This is a genomic window from Pseudomonas sp. 1L-C-7-B-C1 (genome assembly GCF_057291635.1).
The window spans coordinates 420,765-439,648 of sequence record NZ_JBXAWH010000001.1 but is presented as its reverse complement, the minus strand read 5'-3'; the positions used below and the strand labels follow the sequence as shown (position 1 = coordinate 439,648).

At 61.5% G+C, this 18,884-nt stretch carries 17 protein-coding genes and 1 other RNA gene; 14 read left to right on the top strand and 4 right to left on the bottom strand.

What is annotated here, in order from left to right; all coding sequences use genetic code 11:
• Window positions 1-16: 16 nt before the first annotated feature.
• The 4 genes from AC0Z8Z_RS01955 to AC0Z8Z_RS01940 all read right to left on the bottom strand — a co-directional run bounded on the left by AC0Z8Z_RS01955 (window position 17) and on the right by AC0Z8Z_RS01940 (window position 3,625).
• The gene (locus AC0Z8Z_RS01955; protein WP_065992133.1) at window positions 17-595 is read right to left on the bottom strand and encodes a BON domain-containing protein; all 579 of its coding nucleotides are present in this window, start codon (window positions 593-595) and stop codon (window positions 17-19) included.
• Window positions 592-1,185 carry a phosphoheptose isomerase gene (locus tag AC0Z8Z_RS01950; RefSeq protein WP_065992135.1) on the bottom strand — a complete coding sequence of 198 codons (594 nt, stop codon included), beginning with the start codon at window positions 1,183-1,185 and terminating at the stop codon, window positions 592-594. The genes AC0Z8Z_RS01955 and AC0Z8Z_RS01950 overlap by 4 nt, the downstream gene beginning before the upstream one ends.
• Before the next feature lie 254 nt (window positions 1,186-1,439).
• Window positions 1,440-1,814 carry a YraN family protein gene (locus tag AC0Z8Z_RS01945; protein ID WP_485617613.1) on the bottom strand — a complete coding sequence of 125 codons (375 nt, stop codon included), beginning with the start codon at window positions 1,812-1,814 and terminating at the stop codon, window positions 1,440-1,442.
• Complete coding sequence (locus AC0Z8Z_RS01940; protein ID WP_485617611.1) at window positions 1,811-3,625, bottom strand: penicillin-binding protein activator; 1,815 nt, start codon at window positions 3,623-3,625, stop codon at window positions 1,811-1,813. Before AC0Z8Z_RS01940 ends, AC0Z8Z_RS01945 begins: the two co-directional genes overlap by 4 nt.
• Window positions 3,626-3,847: 222 nt before the next feature.
• On the opposite strand from AC0Z8Z_RS01940, the gene rsmI reads away from it, so the two are divergent.
• The 14 genes from rsmI (at window position 3,848) to AC0Z8Z_RS01870 (ending at window position 18,881) form a co-directional block, all read left to right on the top strand.
• Window positions 3,848-4,753 (top strand): 16S rRNA (cytidine(1402)-2'-O)-methyltransferase, encoded by a 906-nt coding sequence (rsmI, locus tag AC0Z8Z_RS01935; protein ID WP_485617609.1) that lies wholly within the window; start codon window positions 3,848-3,850, stop codon window positions 4,751-4,753.
• 86 nt (window positions 4,754-4,839) lie between these two features.
• An RNA gene (gene rnpB, locus AC0Z8Z_RS01930) (RNase P RNA component class A) lies at window positions 4,840-5,197 on the top strand.
• 306 nt (window positions 5,198-5,503) lie between these two features.
• A complete protein-coding gene (gene mraZ / locus AC0Z8Z_RS01925) occupies window positions 5,504-5,959 on the top strand; it encodes a division/cell wall cluster transcriptional repressor MraZ (protein ID WP_037017349.1) in 456 nt (151 codons plus the stop codon).
• On the top strand, window positions 5,956-6,903 hold the full coding sequence (gene rsmH, locus AC0Z8Z_RS01920) for a 16S rRNA (cytosine(1402)-N(4))-methyltransferase RsmH (RefSeq protein WP_485617607.1): 948 nt from the start codon (window positions 5,956-5,958) through the stop codon (window positions 6,901-6,903). Before mraZ ends, rsmH begins: the two co-directional genes overlap by 4 nt.
• Complete coding sequence (gene ftsL / locus AC0Z8Z_RS01915; RefSeq protein ID WP_037014701.1) at window positions 6,900-7,193, top strand: cell division protein FtsL; 294 nt, start codon at window positions 6,900-6,902, stop codon at window positions 7,191-7,193. Before rsmH ends, ftsL begins: the two co-directional genes overlap by 4 nt.
• Window positions 7,193-8,938: a peptidoglycan D,D-transpeptidase FtsI family protein gene (locus AC0Z8Z_RS01910; protein ID WP_206084628.1), complete on the top strand. Its 1,746-nt coding sequence runs from the start codon at window positions 7,193-7,195 to the stop codon at window positions 8,936-8,938. The genes ftsL and AC0Z8Z_RS01910 overlap by 1 nt, the downstream gene beginning before the upstream one ends.
• Complete coding sequence (locus tag AC0Z8Z_RS01905; protein ID WP_485617605.1) at window positions 8,938-10,401, top strand: UDP-N-acetylmuramoyl-L-alanyl-D-glutamate--2,6-diaminopimelate ligase; 1,464 nt, start codon at window positions 8,938-8,940, stop codon at window positions 10,399-10,401. The genes AC0Z8Z_RS01910 and AC0Z8Z_RS01905 overlap by 1 nt, the downstream gene beginning before the upstream one ends.
• Window positions 10,394-11,764 carry a UDP-N-acetylmuramoyl-tripeptide--D-alanyl-D-alanine ligase gene (locus tag AC0Z8Z_RS01900; protein WP_485617604.1) on the top strand — a complete coding sequence of 457 codons (1,371 nt, stop codon included), beginning with the start codon at window positions 10,394-10,396 and terminating at the stop codon, window positions 11,762-11,764. The genes AC0Z8Z_RS01905 and AC0Z8Z_RS01900 overlap by 8 nt, the downstream gene beginning before the upstream one ends.
• A complete protein-coding gene (gene mraY / locus AC0Z8Z_RS01895; RefSeq protein WP_122535936.1) occupies window positions 11,764-12,846 on the top strand; it encodes a phospho-N-acetylmuramoyl-pentapeptide-transferase in 1,083 nt (360 codons plus the stop codon). The genes AC0Z8Z_RS01900 and mraY overlap by 1 nt, the downstream gene beginning before the upstream one ends.
• Before the next feature lie 5 nt (window positions 12,847-12,851).
• Window positions 12,852-14,198, top strand: a complete 1,347-nt coding sequence (murD, locus tag AC0Z8Z_RS01890) for a UDP-N-acetylmuramoyl-L-alanine--D-glutamate ligase (RefSeq protein ID WP_122622480.1) — start codon at window positions 12,852-12,854, stop codon at window positions 14,196-14,198.
• A complete protein-coding gene (gene ftsW / locus AC0Z8Z_RS01885; RefSeq protein WP_037014687.1) occupies window positions 14,195-15,412 on the top strand; it encodes a putative lipid II flippase FtsW in 1,218 nt (405 codons plus the stop codon). Before murD ends, ftsW begins: the two co-directional genes overlap by 4 nt.
• Complete coding sequence (gene murG, locus AC0Z8Z_RS01880) at window positions 15,399-16,472, top strand: undecaprenyldiphospho-muramoylpentapeptide beta-N-acetylglucosaminyltransferase (RefSeq protein ID WP_485617603.1); 1,074 nt, start codon at window positions 15,399-15,401, stop codon at window positions 16,470-16,472. The genes ftsW and murG overlap by 14 nt, the downstream gene beginning before the upstream one ends.
• Entirely contained in the window at window positions 16,465-17,925 is a 1,461-nt protein-coding gene (gene murC / locus AC0Z8Z_RS01875; RefSeq protein WP_133772215.1) for a UDP-N-acetylmuramate--L-alanine ligase, read from the top strand. The genes murG and murC overlap by 8 nt, the downstream gene beginning before the upstream one ends.
• A complete protein-coding gene (locus AC0Z8Z_RS01870; protein ID WP_485617601.1) occupies window positions 17,922-18,881 on the top strand; it encodes a D-alanine--D-alanine ligase in 960 nt (319 codons plus the stop codon). The genes murC and AC0Z8Z_RS01870 overlap by 4 nt, the downstream gene beginning before the upstream one ends.
• The last annotated feature ends 3 nt before the right edge of the window (window positions 18,882-18,884 follow it).

The window sequence follows — 18,884 nt, the reverse complement described above, 5'->3', positions numbered from 1 at the left end:
GCTATGTAGGAGCGCGTCAGTCGATGTACTCAAACAGCTTCACGATCTTCTGCACGCCGCCGACGCCTTGCACCAGGTTGGTGGCGCGGGTGGCTTCGGCCTGGGTCAGCAGGCCCAGCAGGTAGACGATGCCGTTTTCAGTCACGACCTTGATGCGAGAGCCCGGGATGGCGCTGTCGGTGAGCATCTCGGTTTTGATCTTGCTCGTCAGCCAGGCGTCATTGCTGCGCGCCAGCATCGAGGACGGGCCGGTGACCTGTAGCTCGTTGTTGACCTTCTTGACCTTCTGCACCTGGCTGGCGGTTTGCTCGGCCAGTTGCTTGAGGTCGGCGCGCGGTGTCTGGCCTGCCAACAGCACGATGCCGTTGAAGCTCGTTACGACGATGTGCGAGGCATTGTCCAGATCAGGATTGGCCTTGGCGATGTTGACCGAAACCTTGGTCTCGATCAGCGAGTCGTCGATCTTGCTGCCGAAGGTGCGTGTGCCGCGATCGTCATCGATTGGCGCTTCGCGGCTGGCGTTGATCACCGAGCTGCATCCGCTGATGCCCAGGCAGAGCGTCAGGGCCAGCAGGCTAAGACGTTTGGATATCATTCTTCACTCCCGAACAGTTGGCTGTCGATCAAGTCGCAAAGGCAGTGGATCGCCAGCAGGTGGACTTCCTGGATACGTGCGGTGACTTTTGCCGGGACGCGGATTTCGACGTCCTCCGGCAACAGCAGCGACGCGACGTCGCCGCCATCGCGACCGGTCAAGGCTACGACAATCATTTCACGATCATGTGCGGCCTGGATGGCCTGAATAATGTTCGCCGAATTGCCGCTGGTGGAAATCGCCAGCAGCACATCGCCCGGCTGACCCAGCGCACGAATCTGTTTGGAGAAGATTTCGTTGTAGCTGTAGTCGTTGGCGATGGAGGTGATGGTGGAGGTGTCAGTGGTCAGCGCAATGGCGGGCAGGCTCGGTCGCTCGCGTTCGAAGCGGTTGAGCAGCTCCGAGGAAAAGTGCTGGGCATCGCCAGCCGAACCGCCGTTACCGCAGGCGAGCATCTTGCCCTCATTGAGCAGGGCGTTGACCATCACTTGGCTGGCTTGCTCGATGTGGGGTGCAACAACATCCATCGCCTGTTGCTTGGTGTCGATGCTGGCCTGGAAAAGCTGGCGAATTCGGGATTGCATGTCCATCTATGAAAACCTTAATAGGGGCGGCTGGTCGGGGCGGCGTCCGATTAGTCATCGGCGTCCCGGCACAAAACTGTGCAGCCCGCAAAGCAAAGAGCAAAAGAGCCGGTGTGGTTCGTTGGGTGGTAAGGGATAAAGCGCAACACGGTTCCCGGCTAAAGCCGGTCCTACAGGGCTTGATGCGCCTCCAGTGGGACCGGCTTTAGCCGGGAAGGCGGCCGATCTTACGCTGCAAACCCCACGGAATCATCGCGTTTTCAGCAATCGAACGCATTTGTCAGCCAATTCAGCACCGGTGATGTGCCAGGGTCGCCATTGATCGCGACGACGTCGAAGCGACACGGTGAATCGGCCCAGCGCACCTCGCTTTGCAGAAAGGATTGAGCCGCCAGTGTGAGCTTTTCCCGCTTGCGAAAATCGACGCTTTCCAGCGCGCCACCCCAACCGGCGTGGCGACGATACCGAACTTCGACGAATACTACTGTATCGCCGTCGAGCATGACCAGATCAAGCTCGCCGCGTTTGCATGACCAGTTGCGGGTAATCAGCTGCAATCCATGCTGTTGCAGGTGACGCAGGGCGTAGGCTTCGGCCTCGCGCCCTGCCGTTTGACGGGTGGTGCCTGAGGTCAAGGCGCGGTGTCCGGCAGGCGCTGGACCTTGCCATCTACGAACTCTGCCCACGGCAGTTGACGCTCGATGCGCTGGCCCTGACCGATCGCCAGGCTGCCGGACAGGCCATCGATGCGGCTGTCAGGCAGGGTTTTCAGTTGCGTCAGTCGTGGCGCCAGACGGTACGCGTCGATGCCCATGGCGTAGAGACGGCCCAGGCTACCGGCAGCTTGTGGCCACTGAGCGGTCACTTGCTGGCGCAGGGGGTCGTTGGCGTTCAGCAGCCAAGGCGTTTCGCAGAAGCGCACACCGTTCAGGTCGTTGTACATCGCCGGGTCGCCGCTGTTGGTGAACAGGTGCGAAGTGGCATAAACCGGAACATCACCGGCGTACTGGAAGACCATGGTTGGCTTGATCTGTTGAGCCTGTTGAGGCGTTGCAGCGAGGAACATGAAGTCTACGTCCTGGCGACGGGAAGGCTGAGCGGCCATCTGCGTGCCAGTGGCGCTTTGCACACGCTGGGCGCGGCCTTCGCTGTTGCGCAGCTGGAACAGATCGGCAACCTGTTGAGCGAGTGCGACCGGCTGATCGATGCGTTCAGCACCCAGCAAGGTGCCGCCCTTGGCCTGCCAGCTTTGACGGAAGGCCTCCAGCACGCGATCACCCCATTCACCCTTCGGCACCATGGCAACGGCACTGCGCTTGCCATCGGCCCAGGCGCGACGCGCCACTTCACGGGCTTCGTCTTCCGCTGCCAGACCGAACTGGAACAGCTCGGCAGGGCCTTGAGTGACTGAATCGCTGTAATTCAGCGCCAGCGTAGTAATCGGCAACTGCGGACGGGCGCTCAACTGTTTAACCAGTGGTTTCTCAAGCGGACCGACCACCAGCTGCACGCCGGCCGCCTTGGCTTGCGCATAGAAGGCGTCCATCGACGTCACGCGGGAGCTGTCGAACACTTCGATCGCCGGTGGCTTCTCGCCGGCCTGCTGGGCTTGATAGTTGGCGGCCATGAAGCCGTCACGCAGAGCGCGCGATACCGCGGCGAGAGGACCGTCTTGCGGCAACAGCAACGCGATTTTGGTCAGCGGCTGGCTCTTCAGGTCACGCAATTGCGCGAGGGCCGTCGGCAACTGACGTGCCGCCGGGTGCTGCGGGTTCTGCGCCTTCCAGTTGTCGATGGCCGCCTGTTGCTGTTCCAGCGTGCCGGCACCCTTGACCGCGCGGGCCAGGCTCAGCCAGCCGCCCATGTCATCGTTGGCCGAGCTTTGCAGCTGCTCGGGTGGCAGCGCGGCAACCAGCGTCCAGATAGCGTCGTTGTTGGCGTTCAAGGCGTCGTCTTGCAGCAACGGGCCCATGAACACGCGCTCGCTCGCAGCTGCGAGGGTCTGACCATCTGCTTCAAACGCCCGGGCGCGAACAGTGTGGGCACGGGTTTGCAGGTCAACCGGCATTTCGCCCAGATGCTGCATGCTCGGGTGGTTGAGGGAAGTCAGCGCAGCTTTCGGCTGGCTACGCCCCAGCGCCAGTTCGGCAGACAAGGTGTTGGCGTAGATTTGTTTGTCGGTCTTGAGCTGGTCGATTTGCACCTGATCGAGGATGCTCGCGGCGCGGCTCGGGTTGTTCTGGCGGGCTGCCAGGTCGGCCGCCGTCAGTTTCAGCAGTGCGGCCTGATCAGGCGACTTGGCCGCTGCGGCCTGTTCGAGCAATTGTTCGATGCTGGCATCGGGGGAGCGAGGCAGTTCGCCAAGGCTGGAGGAGGGCGAACCGGCACAGGCAGCCAGGAGGGCGGCAAGGCAGAGGGCAGAGAACAGCCGCAGGCAAGCGATCATGTGTATGTTCCTGATACTCGAGCAAATTAGCGTGGAAGTGTACCCAAGCACTGGCCGGGGCGCGACGTTGAAGGTGTTAAAGCGTTGATATCGGTCGTCTCCGGGCACGTCAGTTGACCTGAGTCGCAAGGTCGCGGAGTCGCGGCCGTGATGCCGCGGTTCGAGTTGCTTTTCTGGCCTTACGGGGTGCGACGTCCTGTTTTGTCGGCCGCAGCCTGTACAATGCAGGCTTTTACACAACATGAGGTGTGCGCTTTGACTGCTCCGGGTGCTTCGAATTCCACTACAGGCGCGCTTTATGTGGTGGCCACGCCGATTGGCAACCTGGATGACATGAGCGCCCGTGCCTTGAAGGTGCTGCGCGATGTCTCGCTGATCGCGGCGGAGGATACCCGGCACTCGTTACGGCTGATGCAGCATTTCGGTATCCCCACGCCGTTGGCGGCCTGCCATGAGCACAACGAGCGCGAGGAGGGCAGCCGCTTTATCACACGCTTGCTGGCGGGCGATAACGTTGCGCTGATTTCCGATGCCGGCACGCCGCTCATTTCCGATCCTGGCTACCATCTGGTGCGGCAGGCCCGGGCAGCAGGTATTCAAGTGATCCCGGTCCCAGGCGCCTGCGCCTTGATCGCGGCGTTGTCTGCGGCAGGGTTGCCGTCGGACCGCTTTATCTTCGAAGGCTTCTTGCCCGCCAAGTCAGTGGGTCGCAAGGCGCGGCTGGAACTCGTCAAAGAAGAACCGCGCACGCTGATCTTCTATGAAGCGCCCCATCGCATTCTTGAGTGCCTTCAGGACATGGAAGAAATCTTCGGCGCGGACCGTCCCGCGGTGCTCGGCCGCGAATTGACCAAAACATTCGAAACCCTCAAGGGACTGCCGCTGTCCGAGTTACGTGCCTTCGTTGAAGGGGACAGCAATCAGCAGCGCGGTGAGTGCGTGGTGCTCGTGGCGGGCTGGAGTGAGCCGGAAGGCGGGGATGCGATTGGCGCCGAAGCGCGGCGGGTGCTGGATCTGCTGCTGGAAGAAATGCCCCTCAAACGTGCCGCCGCACTGGCTGCGGAGATCACAGGCGTACGCAAGAACCTGCTTTATCAGGTGGCGCTAGATAAACAGAAGGGCGTGTGACGGGATGTCGCGGGCGGCGCTGCAAATGGCGCGACAGCCGATTAAAGCTTGTTCTTGAGCCGTCCTCCCATTAACCTTGGCGGCGGAGAGTCGATTGGACAGTCGCTGCCTTTCATTGTTCTGCAATGAAGGGGGGAGGAAAGTCCGGGCTCCATAGGGCGGAGTGCCAGGTAACGCCTGGGGGGCGCGAGCCTACGGAAAGTGCCACAGAAAATAACCGCCTAAGCACTTCGGTGCCGGTAAGGGTGAAAAGGTGCGGTAAGAGCGCACCGCACGTCTGGCAACAGTTCGTGGCTAGGTAAACCCCACTCGGAGCAAGACCAAATAGGGTTCCAAGGCGTGGCCCGCGCTGGAACCGGGTAGGTTGCTAAAGATGTCCAGTGATGGCCATTGTAGAGGAATGACTGTCCTCGACAGAACCCGGCTTACAGATCGACTCTCCACCTCCTTTTCTTCCCCTCGTTTGTACGATTTATCCCCTCCGGTAATACCAAAAAAATCTTAAACCTCACAAATCACTTTAACTTCGTACGCCATCCTTTTGTTCGTCCTAGGAAATATCCGTAGGACCGATCCGAAATCCGCCACATCTCCTTCGTAAGTGCTCCTAAATATCCGTCCTGTAAGGGTTTTCCTCGTGAAGTCGCCTTGACGGTGTGGTGGGCGCATTCCTATAGTGTGCGCGAGTGGCGGAAAGTGGCGTGAAGTGGGTTTTTTGAGCTCAAAAAGATAATATTTGGAGATCGCGCCGTGTTCCGTGGTGCAAACGCAATCAATCTCGACGCAAAGGGCCGTCTCGCTATGCCGAGCCGGTACCGTGACGAGTTGGATTCGCGTAGCGCCGGGCAGCTGATCGTCACCATTGATACCGTCGACCCGTGCTTGTGCATCTATCCGCTTCCGGAATGGGAGCTGATTGAGGCCAAGTTGCGCGAGCTCGCCACATTCCGTGAAGAGAACCGTCGTCTGCAGCGGCTGTTGATCGGTAACGCGGTGGATCTGGAACTGGACGGCAGTGGGCGTTTCCTGGTGCCGCCACGTTTGCGTGAGTACGCCAAGCTCGATAAGCGAGTGATGCTGGTAGGCCAGCTCAACAAGTTTCAACTGTGGGATGAGGACGCCTGGAACGCACTTGCTGATGCGGACCTTGCGGCCATTCAAAAACCGGGTGCGATGCCCGATGAACTGCGTGATTTGATCCTGTGACTACGAATAGCGGCTTCACCCACATCACCGTACTGCTCGAAGAAGCCGTCGAGGCTCTCGCGGTGCGCGCCGATGGCTGCTATCTGGATGGCACCTTTGGGCGTGGCGGACATAGCCGACTTATATTGCAGAACCTGGGGCCGGAGGGTCGGCTTCTCGGATTCGATAAAGATCCCCAAGCGATTGCCACCGGGCAAACGCTGGCGGCCGAAGACGGCCGCTTTGTCATTGTGCAGCGCAGCTTTGCTGAACTGGGCGCCGAAGCTCAAGCGCGCGGGTTGGCAGGCAAGGTCAGCGGCATTCTTCTGGACCTCGGTGTGTCGTCGCCACAACTGGACGACCCCGAGCGCGGCTTCAGCTTCATGAATGATGGCCCCCTCGACATGCGCATGGACCCGTCCCGCGGTGTCAGTGCAGCCCAGTTCGTCAATACCGCGCCCGCCGAAGAAATCGCCCGCGTTTTCAAAGAATACGGCGAAGAGCGTTTTTCCCGCCGCATGGCAGGCGCCGTCGTGGCCCGCCGCGAGACTCAACCGTTCGAGCGCACCGGCGATCTGGCCGAAGTGCTGAAAGTGGCCAACCCTGCTTGGGAGAAGGGCAAGAACCCGGCGACTCGTGCATTTCAGGGCTTGCGCATTCACGTCAACAACGAGCTGGGCGATCTGGAGGCAGGCCTTGAGGCTGCGCTGGAGGCCCTTGAAGTGGGTGGCCGTCTGGTGGTCATCAGCTTTCACTCGCTGGAAGACCGCATCGTTAAATTGTTCATGCGCAAACTGGTGAAGGGCGAAGCCGACAACCTGCCCCGCAACCTGCCGATCCGTCATCAGGCGTTCGAGCCGCGTATCAAATTGATCGGCAAGGCGCAGTTTGCGTCCGATGATGAAACCCGCGCCAATCCGCGTTCGCGCAGCGCCGTCATGCGCGTCGCGGAGAAACTCCGATGAGCCGCGGTTTCTTCAAGCCCCTGCCGGGCGGCAGCTTCTTTATGCTGATGCTGTTTATCGCCGTGCTGGTGTCGGCGATCGGTGTGGCGTACAGCGCGCACTGGAACCGTCAGTTGCTCAACTCCCTTTACGGTGAACTCAGTGTGCGCGACAAGGCGCAGGCCGAGTGGGGCCGCCTGATTCTTGAACAAAGCACCTGGACCGCCCACAGCCGTATCGAAGCCCTGGCCACCGATCAGCTGAAAATGCGCATTCCGAACGCCGCCGATATCCGGATGGTGTCGCCATGATGAAACTTGAAGGGGCGCTCTACCCGTGGCGGTTCCGTGTCGTGGTCGGTCTGCTGTCGGTCATGGTTATCGCGATCTGCTATCGCATTGTCGACCTGCAAGTCATTGACCATCGCTTCCTGATCGAACAGGGCGATGCGCGCAGCCTGCGTACCGTTTCGATTCCTGCCCACCGTGGTCTGATCACCGACCGCAATGGTGAGCCCCTTGCCGTCAGTACGCCGGTCACTACCATTTGGGCGAACCCGTCCGAAATGCAGGCCGACAAGACCAAGTGGGGCCAACTCGCGCAGGCGCTGGGGCAGGACCCCAAGGCACTGACGGATCGCCTCAACGAGCAGGCAAGCAAAGAATTCATCTATCTGGTCCGTGGCCTGACCCCGGAGCAGGGTCAGTCGGTGCTCGATCTGAAAGTCCCGGGCGTTTACGGCAAGGAAGAATTCCGCCGTTTCTACCCTGCGGGCGATGTCACTGCGCACATGGTCGGCTTTACAGACCTCGATGATCACGGCCGTGAAGGTGTAGAGCTGGCGTATGAAGACTGGCTCGCCGGCGTTCCCGGCAAGCGGCAGGTCATCAAGGACCGGCGCGGCAGGATGATCAAAGACCTGCAAGTGAAGAAAAACGCCAAGGCCGGCAAGACCTTGGCTTTGTCTATTGATCTGCGCCTGCAATACCTGGCGACCCGCGAGCTGCGTAACGCGATTCAGGAAAACGACGCCAAGGCCGGCAGCCTGGTGATCATGGACGTGAAGACCGGCGAAGTGCTGGCGATGGTCAACCAGCCGACTTACAACCCGAATAACCGTCGCACCATGGTGCCGGCGGCGATGCGTAACCGCGCGATCATCGATGTGTTCGAGCCGGGTTCGACCATGAAGCCGATCTCTATGACCGCTGCATTGGAAAGCGGCCGCTGGAAGCCGAGCGACAAGGTCGAGGTATACCCGGGTACGTTGCAGATCGGTAAATACACCATCCGTGACGTCACCAAAACCGAAGGCCCGATCCTCGACCTGACCGGCATCCTGATCAACTCCAGTAACGTCGGGATGAGTAAAGTCGCGTTCGATGTGGGTGGCGAAGCGATTTTCCGCGCCATGCAGCGTGTGGGCCTGGGTCAATACACCGGCCTCGGCTTTCCGGGTGAGCGCGTCGGCAACCTGCCCAACTACCGCGAATGGCGCAAGGCTGAAACCGCAACGCTGTCGTACGGCTACGGCCTGTCGGTCACAGCGCTGCAGTTGGTGCACGCTTATGCGGCATTGGCCAACAACGGCAAGATTGTCCCGCTGACCATTCTCAAGACCGATAATCCAGCCGAATCGGTTCAGGCCATTCCGGAAGCGACGGCCAAGACCGTGCAGGGCATGTTGCAGCAAGTGATCGAAGACCCGCGCGGCGTTTACCGTGCGCGCGTTCCGTCGTATCACGTGGCGGGCAAGTCCGGTACCGCGCGGAAAACGTCCGTGGGCACCAAGGGCTACGCCGAAAACTCCTATCGTTCGCTGTTCGCCGGTTTCGGCCCGATGAGCAACCCGCGTTACGCGGTCGTTGTGGTCATCGATGAGCCGAGCAAAGGCGGCTACTTCGGTGGTCTGGTTTCCGCTCCAGTGTTCAGCAAGGTGATGTCGGGCACCCTGCGCTTGATGAACGTGCGCCCGGACAACCTCGCGCCGGTTCCACCTGAGCAACAAGCCAACGCCGTGCCCGCCGTCGCTCCAGTCAAGGGAGGACGTGGCTGATGTCTTTGAATTTGAGCAAGCTGTTTGCGCAGTGCAATCGCGATCTGCTGATTCGCGAACTGACCCTCGACAGCCGCAAAGTGCGTCCGGGCGATTTGTTTCTGGCGATTCCGGGCCTCAAGATCGACGGCCGCGAGCACATCACTGACGCCATCGCCCATGGCGCCGCCGCCATCGCTTACGAAGCCGAAGGCGCCAAGGTGCTGCCGATCACCGACATTCCGATGATTCCGGTCAAAGGCCTGGCAGCACAGCTGTCGGACATCGCCGGGCGCTTCTATGGCGACCCGAGCCGCAATCTGAACCTGATCGGCGTGACCGGCACAAACGGCAAAACCAGCGTGACTCAGTTGGTGGCGCAGGCGTTGGACACGCTTGGACAGCACTGCGGCATCATCGGTACGCTGGGCACCGGCTTCTATAGCGAGCTGAAAAGCGGCATTCACACCACGCCGGATCCGATCTCCGTGCAGTCGACCCTGTATGACCTGAAGAGGGCCGGGGCCAAAGCGGTTGCCATGGAAGTCTCGTCCCACGGGCTGGATCAGGGTCGGGTGACCGCGCTGGCTTTCGACGTGGCGGTGATGACCAATCTGTCCCGTGACCATCTCGATTACCACGGCACCATGGAGGCGTACGCGGCCGCCAAGGCCAAGATGTTCGCCTGGAGTGACCTGCGCTGCCGTGTGGTCAATCTTGACGACGCATTTGGTCGACAGCTCGCTGCGGCGCCTCACCCTTCGCGCCTGGTGACTTACAGCCTGGAAGACAGCAGTGCTTATCTGTTCTGCCGTGACGCGCATTTCGATGACGACGGCGTGCGCGCGACCCTGGTAACGCCCCAGGGCAGCCATGCGTTGCGCAGCAGCCTGCTGGGCCGTTTCAACCTGAGTAATGTGCTGGCTGCGGTCGGCGCGTTGATGGGCCTTGATTATCCGCTCGACGACATCTTGAAAGTACTGCCGACGCTGGAAGGCCCTGCTGGCCGGATGCAGCGTCTGGGCGGAGGTTCACGTCCGCTGGTGGTGGTCGATTACGCCCACACCCCTGACGCGCTGGAAAAAGTGCTCGCGGCGTTGCGTCCCCATTCAAAAGGTCAACTGACCTGCCTGTTCGGCTGCGGCGGCGATCGCGATCGCGGCAAGCGCCCGCTGATGGCGGAAGTAGTCGAGCGTCTGGCCGACAAAGTGCTGGTCACCGACGACAACCCGCGCAGCGAAGACCCGTCCCGTATTTTCGATGACATCCGTACCGGATTCGTCTCGGCTAACGCAGTGGATTTCGTTGCCGGGCGTGGTCAGGCCATCGCGCAAATCGTTGCCCAGGCGTCCGCCGCCGATGTGATCGTGCTGGCCGGCAAGGGCCACGAGGATTACCAGGAAATCAACGGAGAACGTCAGCCGTTTTCCGATCTTGAAGAAGCCACCAAAGCGCTCGACGCCTGGGAGGCCGCACATGCTTAAGCCGCTCTCGTTCAGCGAACTGCTCGTGCCGCTCGACGCGCGTCGTGTGGGCCATGACTGCAGTTTTTCCGGTGTCAGTATCGACAGCCGTGCGATCACGCCCGGCCAATTGTTCGTGGCGCTGACCGGCCCGCGTTTTGATGGGCACGACTACCTCGATCAAGTAGCCGCCAAAGGGGCAGTCGGCGCGCTGGTCGAGCGCGAGATCCCGGGCAGTTCGCTGCCGCAGTTGATCGTCACCGACACCCGCAAAGCCCTCGCGCAACTCGGCGCGCTGAACCGCAATGCCTTTATAGACAAGCCGGTCGCTGCGATCACCGGTTCCAGCGGCAAGACCACCGTGAAGGAAATGCTTGCGAGCATCCTGCGCACGCGCGGTCCTGTGCTGGCAACGCGGGGGAACCTGAACAACGAATTAGGCGTCCCGCTGACGCTGCTGGAATTGGCGCCGGAATTCGAAGCCGCGGTCATTGAGCTGGGCGCATCCCGTGTGGGCGAGATCGCGTTTACCGTCAGCCTGACCAAGCCCCACGTCTCTGTCCTGACCAATGCCGGGACCGCCCATGTGGGCGAGTTTGGCGGTCCGGAAAAGATCGTTGAAGCCAAAGGCGAGATCATCGAAGGCCTGGACGCTCGCGGTACTGCGGTGCTGAACCTTGACGACAAGGCGTTCGATATCTGGGTGGCTCGCGCCGGCTCGCGCAAGGTGTTGAGCTTCGCGCTCAACAACAGCCGTGCTGACTTCTACGCCAGCGACCTGGGCATCGATGCGCGCGGTTGCCCGGCTTTTACGCTGAACACCCCGAGCGGCTCCGCGCCCGTGCAATTGAACCTGCTCGGTACCCACAACGTTGCCAATGCATTGGCTGCGGCCGCTGCTGCCCACGCGCTGGATGTATCGCTGGCAGGCATCGTCACCGGGCTCGACAACGTACAGCCGGTCAAAGGCCGCACCGTCGCGCAACTCGCGCCGAGCGGCATGCGCGTCATTGATGACACTTACAACGCCAACCCCACTTCCGTGGCTGCCGCGACCGACATCCTCACCGGTTTCCCGGGCCGCAAGGTTCTGGTGCTGGGCGATATCGGCGAGCTGGGCGCCTGGGCGGAGCAGGGCCATCGCGACGTCGGCGAATATGCAGTCGGCAAAGTCGACGCCCTGTATGCCGTCGGTCCGTTGATGGCCCATGCGGTCAAGGCTTTCGGGCAGGATGCCCGCCATTTTGAAACTCAGGCCGAGCTGATCGAAGCCCTCGGCGCCGAGCACGATAAAAACACCACCATTTTGATTAAAGGTTCACGCAGCGCTGCGATGGAAAACGTCGTAGCGGCCTTATGCGGAACACGCCTGGAGAAACATTAATGCTGCTGCTGCTGGCCGAGTATCTGCAACAGTTCTACAAAGGCTTTGCGGTCTTTCAGTACCTGACCCTGCGCGGGATTCTTGGCGTGCTCACTGCATTGTCACTTTCCCTGTGCCTGGGCCCGTGGATGATCCGCGCCCTGCAGAGCAAGCAGATCGGTCAATCCGTGCGCAACGACGGACCTCAATCGCACCTGTCCAAGTCCGGCACGCCGACAATGGGTGGCGCGCTGATTCTGTCTGCAATTGGCATCGCCACGTTGTTGTGGGCCGACCTGAGCAACCGCTACGTGTGGGTCGTGCTAATTGTCACGTTGCTGTTTGGCGCCATCGGCTGGGTCGACGACTACCGCAAAGTGATCGAGAAGAACTCGCGAGGCCTGCCGAGCCGCTGGAAATACTTCTGGCAATCGGTGTTCGGCCTGGGCGCGGCGATCTTCCTTTATATGACTGCGCAATCGCCAGTGGAAACCACGCTGCTGGTGCCGATGCTCAAAGACTTCAGCATCCCGATGGGCATTGGTTTCATCGTGCTGACCTACTTCGTGATCGTCGGCTCCAGCAACGCCGTGAACCTGACCGATGGCCTCGACGGCCTGGCGATCATGCCAACGGTGATGGTCGGTGGCGCGCTGGGGATCTTCTGCTACCTGTCGGGTAACGTGAAGTTCGCGGAATACCTGCTGATCCCTTACGTGCCGGGCGCGGGCGAACTGATTGTGTTCTGCGGCGCGCTGATCGGTGCGGGTCTGGGCTTCCTCTGGTTCAACACCTACCCGGCTCAAGTCTTCATGGGCGACGTCGGTGCTCTGGCACTGGGCGCGGCATTAGGCACCATCGCGGTCATCGTCCGTCAGGAAATCGTCCTGTTCATCATGGGCGGCGTTTTCGTAATGGAAACCCTGTCAGTCGTCATTCAGGTCGCATCGTTTAAGTTGACCGGCCGCCGCGTTTTCCGCATGGCGCCCATCCATCACCACTTTGAACTCAAGGGCTGGCCCGAGCCGCGTGTGATCGTCCGTTTCTGGATCATCACCGTGATTCTGGTGTTGGTCGGCCTTGCCACGTTGAAACTGAGGTAGAACGAGTGTCACTGATCGCTTCTGACCACTTCCGCATCGTTGTCGGCCTCGGCAAGAGCGGCATGTCCCTGGTTCGCTTCCTGGCGAACCGGGGCGTGTCGTTTGCTGTCGCCGATACGCGGGAGCATCCGCCAGAACTCGCGACGTTGCGCCGTGATTACCCGCAGGTCGAAGTGCGCTGTGGTGCGCTGGACGTTGAATTCCTGTGCCGCGCCGATGAGCTGTATGTCAGCCCCGGCCTGGCGCTGGCAACCCCGGCCCTGCAGCAAGCGGCCATGCGCGGCGTGAAGCTGTCCGGCGACATCGAGCTGTTCGCTCGCAATGCCAAGGCGCCGATCGTGGCCATCAGCGGATCGAACGCGAAAAGCACGGTCACCACGCTGGTGGGCGAGATGGCTGCGGCAGCGGGCAAGCGTGTTGCTGTGGGCGGCAATCTCGGCACGCCGGCGCTGGATCTGCTCAGCGATGACGTGGAGCTGTATGTAATGGAGCTGTCGAGCTTCCAGCTGGAAACCACCGATCAGCTCGGCGCTGAAGTGGCGACCGTGCTGAACATCAGCGAAGACCACATGGACCGCTACACCGGCCTGCCGGCTTATCACCTGGCCAAGCACCGGATTTTCCGTGGCGCGCGGCAGGTGGTGGTCAATCGTCAGGACGCGCTGACCCGCCCTTTGATCGGTGAAGGCGTGCCGTGCTGGACCTTCGGTTTGAACAAGCCCGACAGAAACGGCTTCGGCTTGCGCGAAGAGAACGGCGAGAAATATCTGGCCTTCCAGTTCGACAACCTGCTGCCGGTCCGCGAGCTGAAAATCCGTGGCGGCCACAATCAGGCCAACGCCCTTGCTGCGCTGGCGCTGGGTCATGCGGTGGGTCTGCCGTTCGACGCCATGCTTGCCAGCCTCAAGACATTTGCAGGTCTCGTTCATCGCTGCCAGTGGCTGCGTGAGCTCAACGGCGTGAATTACTACGACGACTCCAAAGCGACCAACGTCGGTGCGGCGCTGGCAGCGATCGAAGGCCTTGGCGCCGACATCGACGGCAAGCTGGTGCTGATTGCCGGCGGCGATGGCAAGGGCGCGGATTTCACCCCGCTGAAAGCCCCGGTTGCCGCCCATTGCCGCGCCGTGGTCCTGCTGGGCCGGGATGCGGATTTGCTCGCCGCGACCTTCGGCGATTCGGTGCCTCTGGTACGCGTCACTACATTGGAAGAAGCCGTGCAACGTGCTGCTGATATCGCTCAGGAAGGGGACGCCGTATTGCTGTCGCCCGCCTGCGCAAGCCTGGACATGTTCAAGAATTTCGAAGAGCGCGGACAACTGTTCGCCCGGGCCGTGGGGGACTTGTCATGATTTTTGGCGTGATCAAGCCGTACCCGTCGCCGATCATCAGCGGCCGTGGCGTAGACGTCGATTTCCCGATGCTCGCCGGCTGCCTCGCGTTGCTGGGCCTGGGCCTGGTGATGATCACTTCCGCGTCCTCGGAAGTGGCCGCCGTGCAGTCGGGCAACGCGCTGTACATGATGACCCGTCACCTGATCTATCTGGTGCTGGGCCTGATCGCCTGCGTCGCGACCATGATGGTGCCGGTTGCTACCTGGCAGCGCCTGGGATGGCTGATGCTGATTGGCGCGTTCGGTCTGCTGATCGCGGTGATCGTGCCCGGCATCGGGCGTGAGGTGAACGGTTCGATGCGCTGGATCGGCTTCGGCATGTTCAACGTGCAGCCGTCGGAAATCGCCAAAGTCTTCGTGGTGATCTTCCTTGCCGGTTACCTGATTCGTCGCCAGCAGGAGGTGCGCGAGAGCTGGATGGGCTTCTTCAAGCCGTTCATCGTGTTGCTGCCGATGGCGGGTCTGCTGCTGATGGAGCCGGACTTCGGCGCCACGGTCGTGATGATGGGCGCGGCGGCGGCGATGCTGTTCCTCGGCGGCGTGGGCCTATTCCGTTTCAGTCTTATGGTGGCTTTGGCGGTCGGTGCGGTGTTCGTGCTGGTTCAGGCCCAGCCGTACCGGATGGCGCGTCTGATTACCTTCACTGACCCGTGGTCCGATCAGTTCGGTTCCGGCTACCAGCTGACCCAGGCGCTGATCGCCTTCGGGCGCGGTGAATGGTTCGGCGTCGGCTTGGGCAACAGTGTGCAGAAGCAGTTCTACCTGCCGGAAGCACACACTGACTTCGTGTTCTCGGTACTCGCCGAAGAGCTGGGCGTGGTGGGTTCGCTGGCCACGGTCGGGCTGTTTGTGTTCGTGAGTATCCGTGCGATGTACATCGGCATGTGGGCCGAGCGCGCCAAGCAGTTTTTCGCCGCGTACACCGCCTACGGCCTGGCCTTCCTGTGGATTGGTCAGTTCCTGATCAACATCGGCGTGAACGTTGGTTTGTTGCCGACCAAGGGCCTGACCCTGCCATTCCTCAGCTACGGCGGTAGTTCGTTGATCATCTGCTGCGCGAGTCTGGGGCTGTTGCTGCGCATCGAATGGGAATCGCGCAACAACATGGGCAGTGAAGAAGCCGAGTTCCAGGAAAGCGACTTTGCCGAGGAGCCGACCCATGGCCGTCGGTAACGTTTTGATCATGGCGGGCGGCACCGGCGGACACGTGTTCCCGGCGCTGGCGTGCGCCCGTGAGTTCCAGGCCCGCGGTTACACCGTGCATTGGCTGGGCACGCCGCGCGGTATAGAAAACGAGCTGGTGCCCGCGGCTGGTTTGAAGCTGCACTTGATCAACGTCACCGGTTTGCGTGGCAAGGGTCGGCTGTCGTTGCTCAAGGCGCCGTTCATGTTGATCAAGGCGTTGTTGCAGGCGCGCAGGATCATGGGCGAGTTGAAGCCGGTCTGCGTCGTAGGCTTCGGTGGTTATGTGACAGGCCCTGGTGGTCTGGCGGCGAAGCTCGCCGGCGTGCCGCTGATCATCCATGAGCAGAACGCCGTCGCGGGGACGGCCAATCGCAGCCTGGCGTCCTTCGCCGTGCGGGTGTGTGAAGCGTTCCCGCAGACCTTTGCTGCATCGGCCAAGCGTCGCACCACGGGTAATCCGGTGCGCGCCGAGCTGTTTTTCGAGACGCCGCGCCAGACCCTGATCGGTCGCCGGCCTCGTTTGCTGGTGCTGGGCGGAAGCCTGGGCGCCGAGCCGCTGAACAAATTGCTGCCGGAAGCCCTGGCGCAAGTGCCTGCCGACATCCGCCCTGAAGTGTTTCACCAGGCCGGCAAGCATCACGATGAAGTGACCGCCGAGCGTTACCGCGCCGCCGGTGTCGAGGCGCAGGTCGCCCCTTTCATCAAAGACATGGCCCAAGCCTATGGCTGGGCGGATCTGGTGGTCTGCCGCGCAGGTGCGCTGACCGTCAGTGAACTGGCTGCTGCCGGGCTGCCGTCGTTGCTGGTGCCTTTGCCACACGCGATCGACGATCACCAGTCGCGCAACGCCGACTATCTGGCTCGCGAGGGCGCTGCCTTCGTCATGCCGCAAGCGACAACTGGCGCCGCCGAAATGGCCGCTCGCCTGAAAGAGGTTTTGATGCAACCCGAACAATTGAACCGCATGGCCGTCACCGCTCGCCAATTGGCCAAGCCTGATGCCACCAACACCGTCGTCGACATCTGCCTGGAGGTGGCCCATGGTTGAGAATCAACGCGCCATGCCACAGCCGGAAATGCGCCGCATCCGTCGTATCCACTTCGTGGGCATTGGCGGCGTGGGCATGTGCGGTATCGCCGAAGTGTTGCTGAACCTGGGCTATGACGTGTCCGGTTCCGACCTCAAGGCTTCACCGGTGACCGAGCGTCTCGAATCGTTTGGCGCGCAGATCTTCATCGGCCATCGGGCAGAAAACGCTTCGACAGCTGACGTGCTGGTGGTCTCCAGCGCTGTGAACACCTCCAACCCGGAAGTGGCGACCGCCCTTGAGCGTCGCATTCCTGTGGTGCCGCGCGCTGAAATGCTGGCCGAGCTGATGCGCTATCGCCATGGCATTGCGGTCGCCGGTACCCACGGCAAAACCACGACCACCAGCCTGATCGCCTCGGTGTTCGCGGCCGGTGGCCTTGATCCGACCTTCGTGATCGGCGGGCGTCTGAACGCTGCCGGCACCAACGCGCAGCTCGGCACCAGCCGTTATCTGATCGCCGAAGCCGACGAAAGCGATGCGAGCTTCCTGCACCTGCAGCCGCTGGTGGCCGTGGTCACCAACATCGACGCCGACCACATGGCGACCTACGAAGGCGACTTCAACAAACTGAAGAAGACCTTCGTCGAATTCCTGCACAACCTGCCGTTCTACGGTCTGGCCGTGGTTTGCATCGACGATCCGGTGGTGCGCGACATCCTGCCTTCGGTCAAGCGTCCAATCATGACCTACGGCTTCGATGACGCCGCAGACGTGCGCGCGATCAACGTGCGTCAGGACGGCATGCACACACACTTCACCGTACTACGTCGTGACCGCGAGCCGCTGGACGTGTCGGTCAACATGCCGGGCAAGCACAACGTGCTGAACTCGCTGGCAACCATTGCCATCGCCACTGACGAAGGTGTCTCTGACGAAGCCATCGTTCAGGGGCTGTCGGGCTTCCAGGGTGTCGGTCGTCGTTTCCAGGTCTACGGCGAGCTGCCGGTGGAAGGCGGCAACGTGATGCTGGTCGACGACTACGGTCACCACCCGCGTGAAGTGGCTGCCGTCATCAATGCCGTGCGCGGTGGCTGGCCGGACCGTCGTCTGGTCATGGTCTACCAGCCGCACCGCTACAGCCGCACTCGCGATCTGTACGACGATTTCGTGCAGGTGCTTAACGAGGCCAATGTGCTGCTGCTGATGGAAGTCTATCCCGCCGGGGAAGAACCGATTCCGGGCGCGGACAGCCGTCAGCTGGCCCACAGCATTCGTCAGCGCGGTCAGCTTGATCCGATCTACATCGAGCGTGGCGTCGAACTGGCCCCGCTGGTCAAACCGCTGCTGCGCGCCGGCGACATTCTGCTGTGCCAGGGCGCCGGCGACATCGGCGGTCTCGCACCGCAATTGCTGAAAAGCCCGCTGTTCACCGGCGCCATCGTGGCCTCAACCGAAGGTAAGCTGAAATGACAGCCGCCCTGCAGTCCGCCCTGTTCTCGACGCTGGAGCCGAAACGCTTCGGGCGCGTCGCCGTGCTGTTTGGCGGCAAGAGCGCAGAGCGGGAGGTGTCCCTGAAATCCGGCAGCGCAGTGCTTGAAGCCCTGCAAAGCGCAGGCGTCGATGCGTTCGGTATCGACGTGGGCGAGGATTTCCTGCAGCGGCTGGTCAGCGAAACAATCGACCGCGCGTTCATCGTGCTGCACGGTCGCGGTGGCGAAGACGGCACCATGCAGGGTCTGCTGGAGTGCCTGGAAATCCCTTACACCGGCAGCGGCGTGCTCGCGTCGGCGCTGGCGATGGACAAGCTGCGCACCAAGCAGGTCTGGCAGAGTCTCGGCTTGCCGACACCCCGTCACGCTGTGCTGAGCAGCGAGGCGGATTGTATTTCTGCGGCAACGGAACTGGGCTTTCCTTTAATCGTCAAACCCGCCCATGAAGGTTCCAGTATCGGTATGGCCAAGGTGACCGGCGTCGACGAATTGATCGCCGCCTGGAATACCGCCAGTACCTACGATTCGCAAGTGTTGGTTGAACAATGGATTGAAGGTCCGGAGTTCACCATCGCCTCTCTGCGTGGGCAGGTGTTGCCTCCCATCGGTCTGGGTACTCCCCACAGTTTTTACGACTACGACGCCAAATACCTCGCTTCCGATACCCAGTACCGGATTCCGTGCGGCCTCAATGCAGCCAAAGAAGATGAACTCAAGGCACTCACGGCTCGGGCCTGTGAAGCGGTCGGCATTGCCGGCTGGGCGCGCACCGATGTCATGCAGGACGCCGACGGCAAATTCTGGTTGCTGGAAGTGAACACCGTGCCCGGCATGACCGATCACAGTCTTGTGCCCATGGCTGCACGTGCGGCCGGGCTCGATTTCCAACAGTTGGTGTTAGCGATTCTGGCCGACAGCGTCCAGGTGGAAGGGTAGATC

Coding starts and splice junctions, on each gene's coding strand:
- ftsL (WP_037014701.1), top strand. CDS start 6,900: ATGAGCCGCGGTTTCTTCAAGCCCCTGCCGGGCGGCAGCTTCTTTATG.
- AC0Z8Z_RS01905 (WP_485617605.1), top strand. CDS start 8,938: ATGTCTTTGAATTTGAGCAAGCTGTTTGCGCAGTGCAATCGCGATCTG.
- AC0Z8Z_RS01900 (WP_485617604.1), top strand. CDS start 10,394: ATGCTTAAGCCGCTCTCGTTCAGCGAACTGCTCGTGCCGCTCGACGCG.
- murG (WP_485617603.1), top strand. CDS start 15,399: ATGGCCGTCGGTAACGTTTTGATCATGGCGGGCGGCACCGGCGGACAC.
- AC0Z8Z_RS01910 (WP_206084628.1), top strand. CDS start 7,193: ATGAAACTTGAAGGGGCGCTCTACCCGTGGCGGTTCCGTGTCGTGGTC.
- ftsW (WP_037014687.1), top strand. CDS start 14,195: ATGATTTTTGGCGTGATCAAGCCGTACCCGTCGCCGATCATCAGCGGC.
- rsmI (WP_485617609.1), top strand. CDS start 3,848: ATGCAGGCTTTTACACAACATGAGGTGTGCGCTTTGACTGCTCCGGGT.
- murC (WP_133772215.1), top strand. CDS start 16,465: ATGGTTGAGAATCAACGCGCCATGCCACAGCCGGAAATGCGCCGCATC.
- AC0Z8Z_RS01955 (WP_065992133.1), bottom strand. CDS start 595: ATGATATCCAAACGTCTTAGCCTGCTGGCCCTGACGCTCTGCCTGGGC.
- mraY (WP_122535936.1), top strand. CDS start 11,764: ATGCTGCTGCTGCTGGCCGAGTATCTGCAACAGTTCTACAAAGGCTTT.
- AC0Z8Z_RS01870 (WP_485617601.1), top strand. CDS start 17,922: ATGACAGCCGCCCTGCAGTCCGCCCTGTTCTCGACGCTGGAGCCGAAA.
- AC0Z8Z_RS01940 (WP_485617611.1), bottom strand. CDS start 3,625: ATGATCGCTTGCCTGCGGCTGTTCTCTGCCCTCTGCCTTGCCGCCCTC.
- AC0Z8Z_RS01950 (WP_065992135.1), bottom strand. CDS start 1,185: ATGGACATGCAATCCCGAATTCGCCAGCTTTTCCAGGCCAGCATCGAC.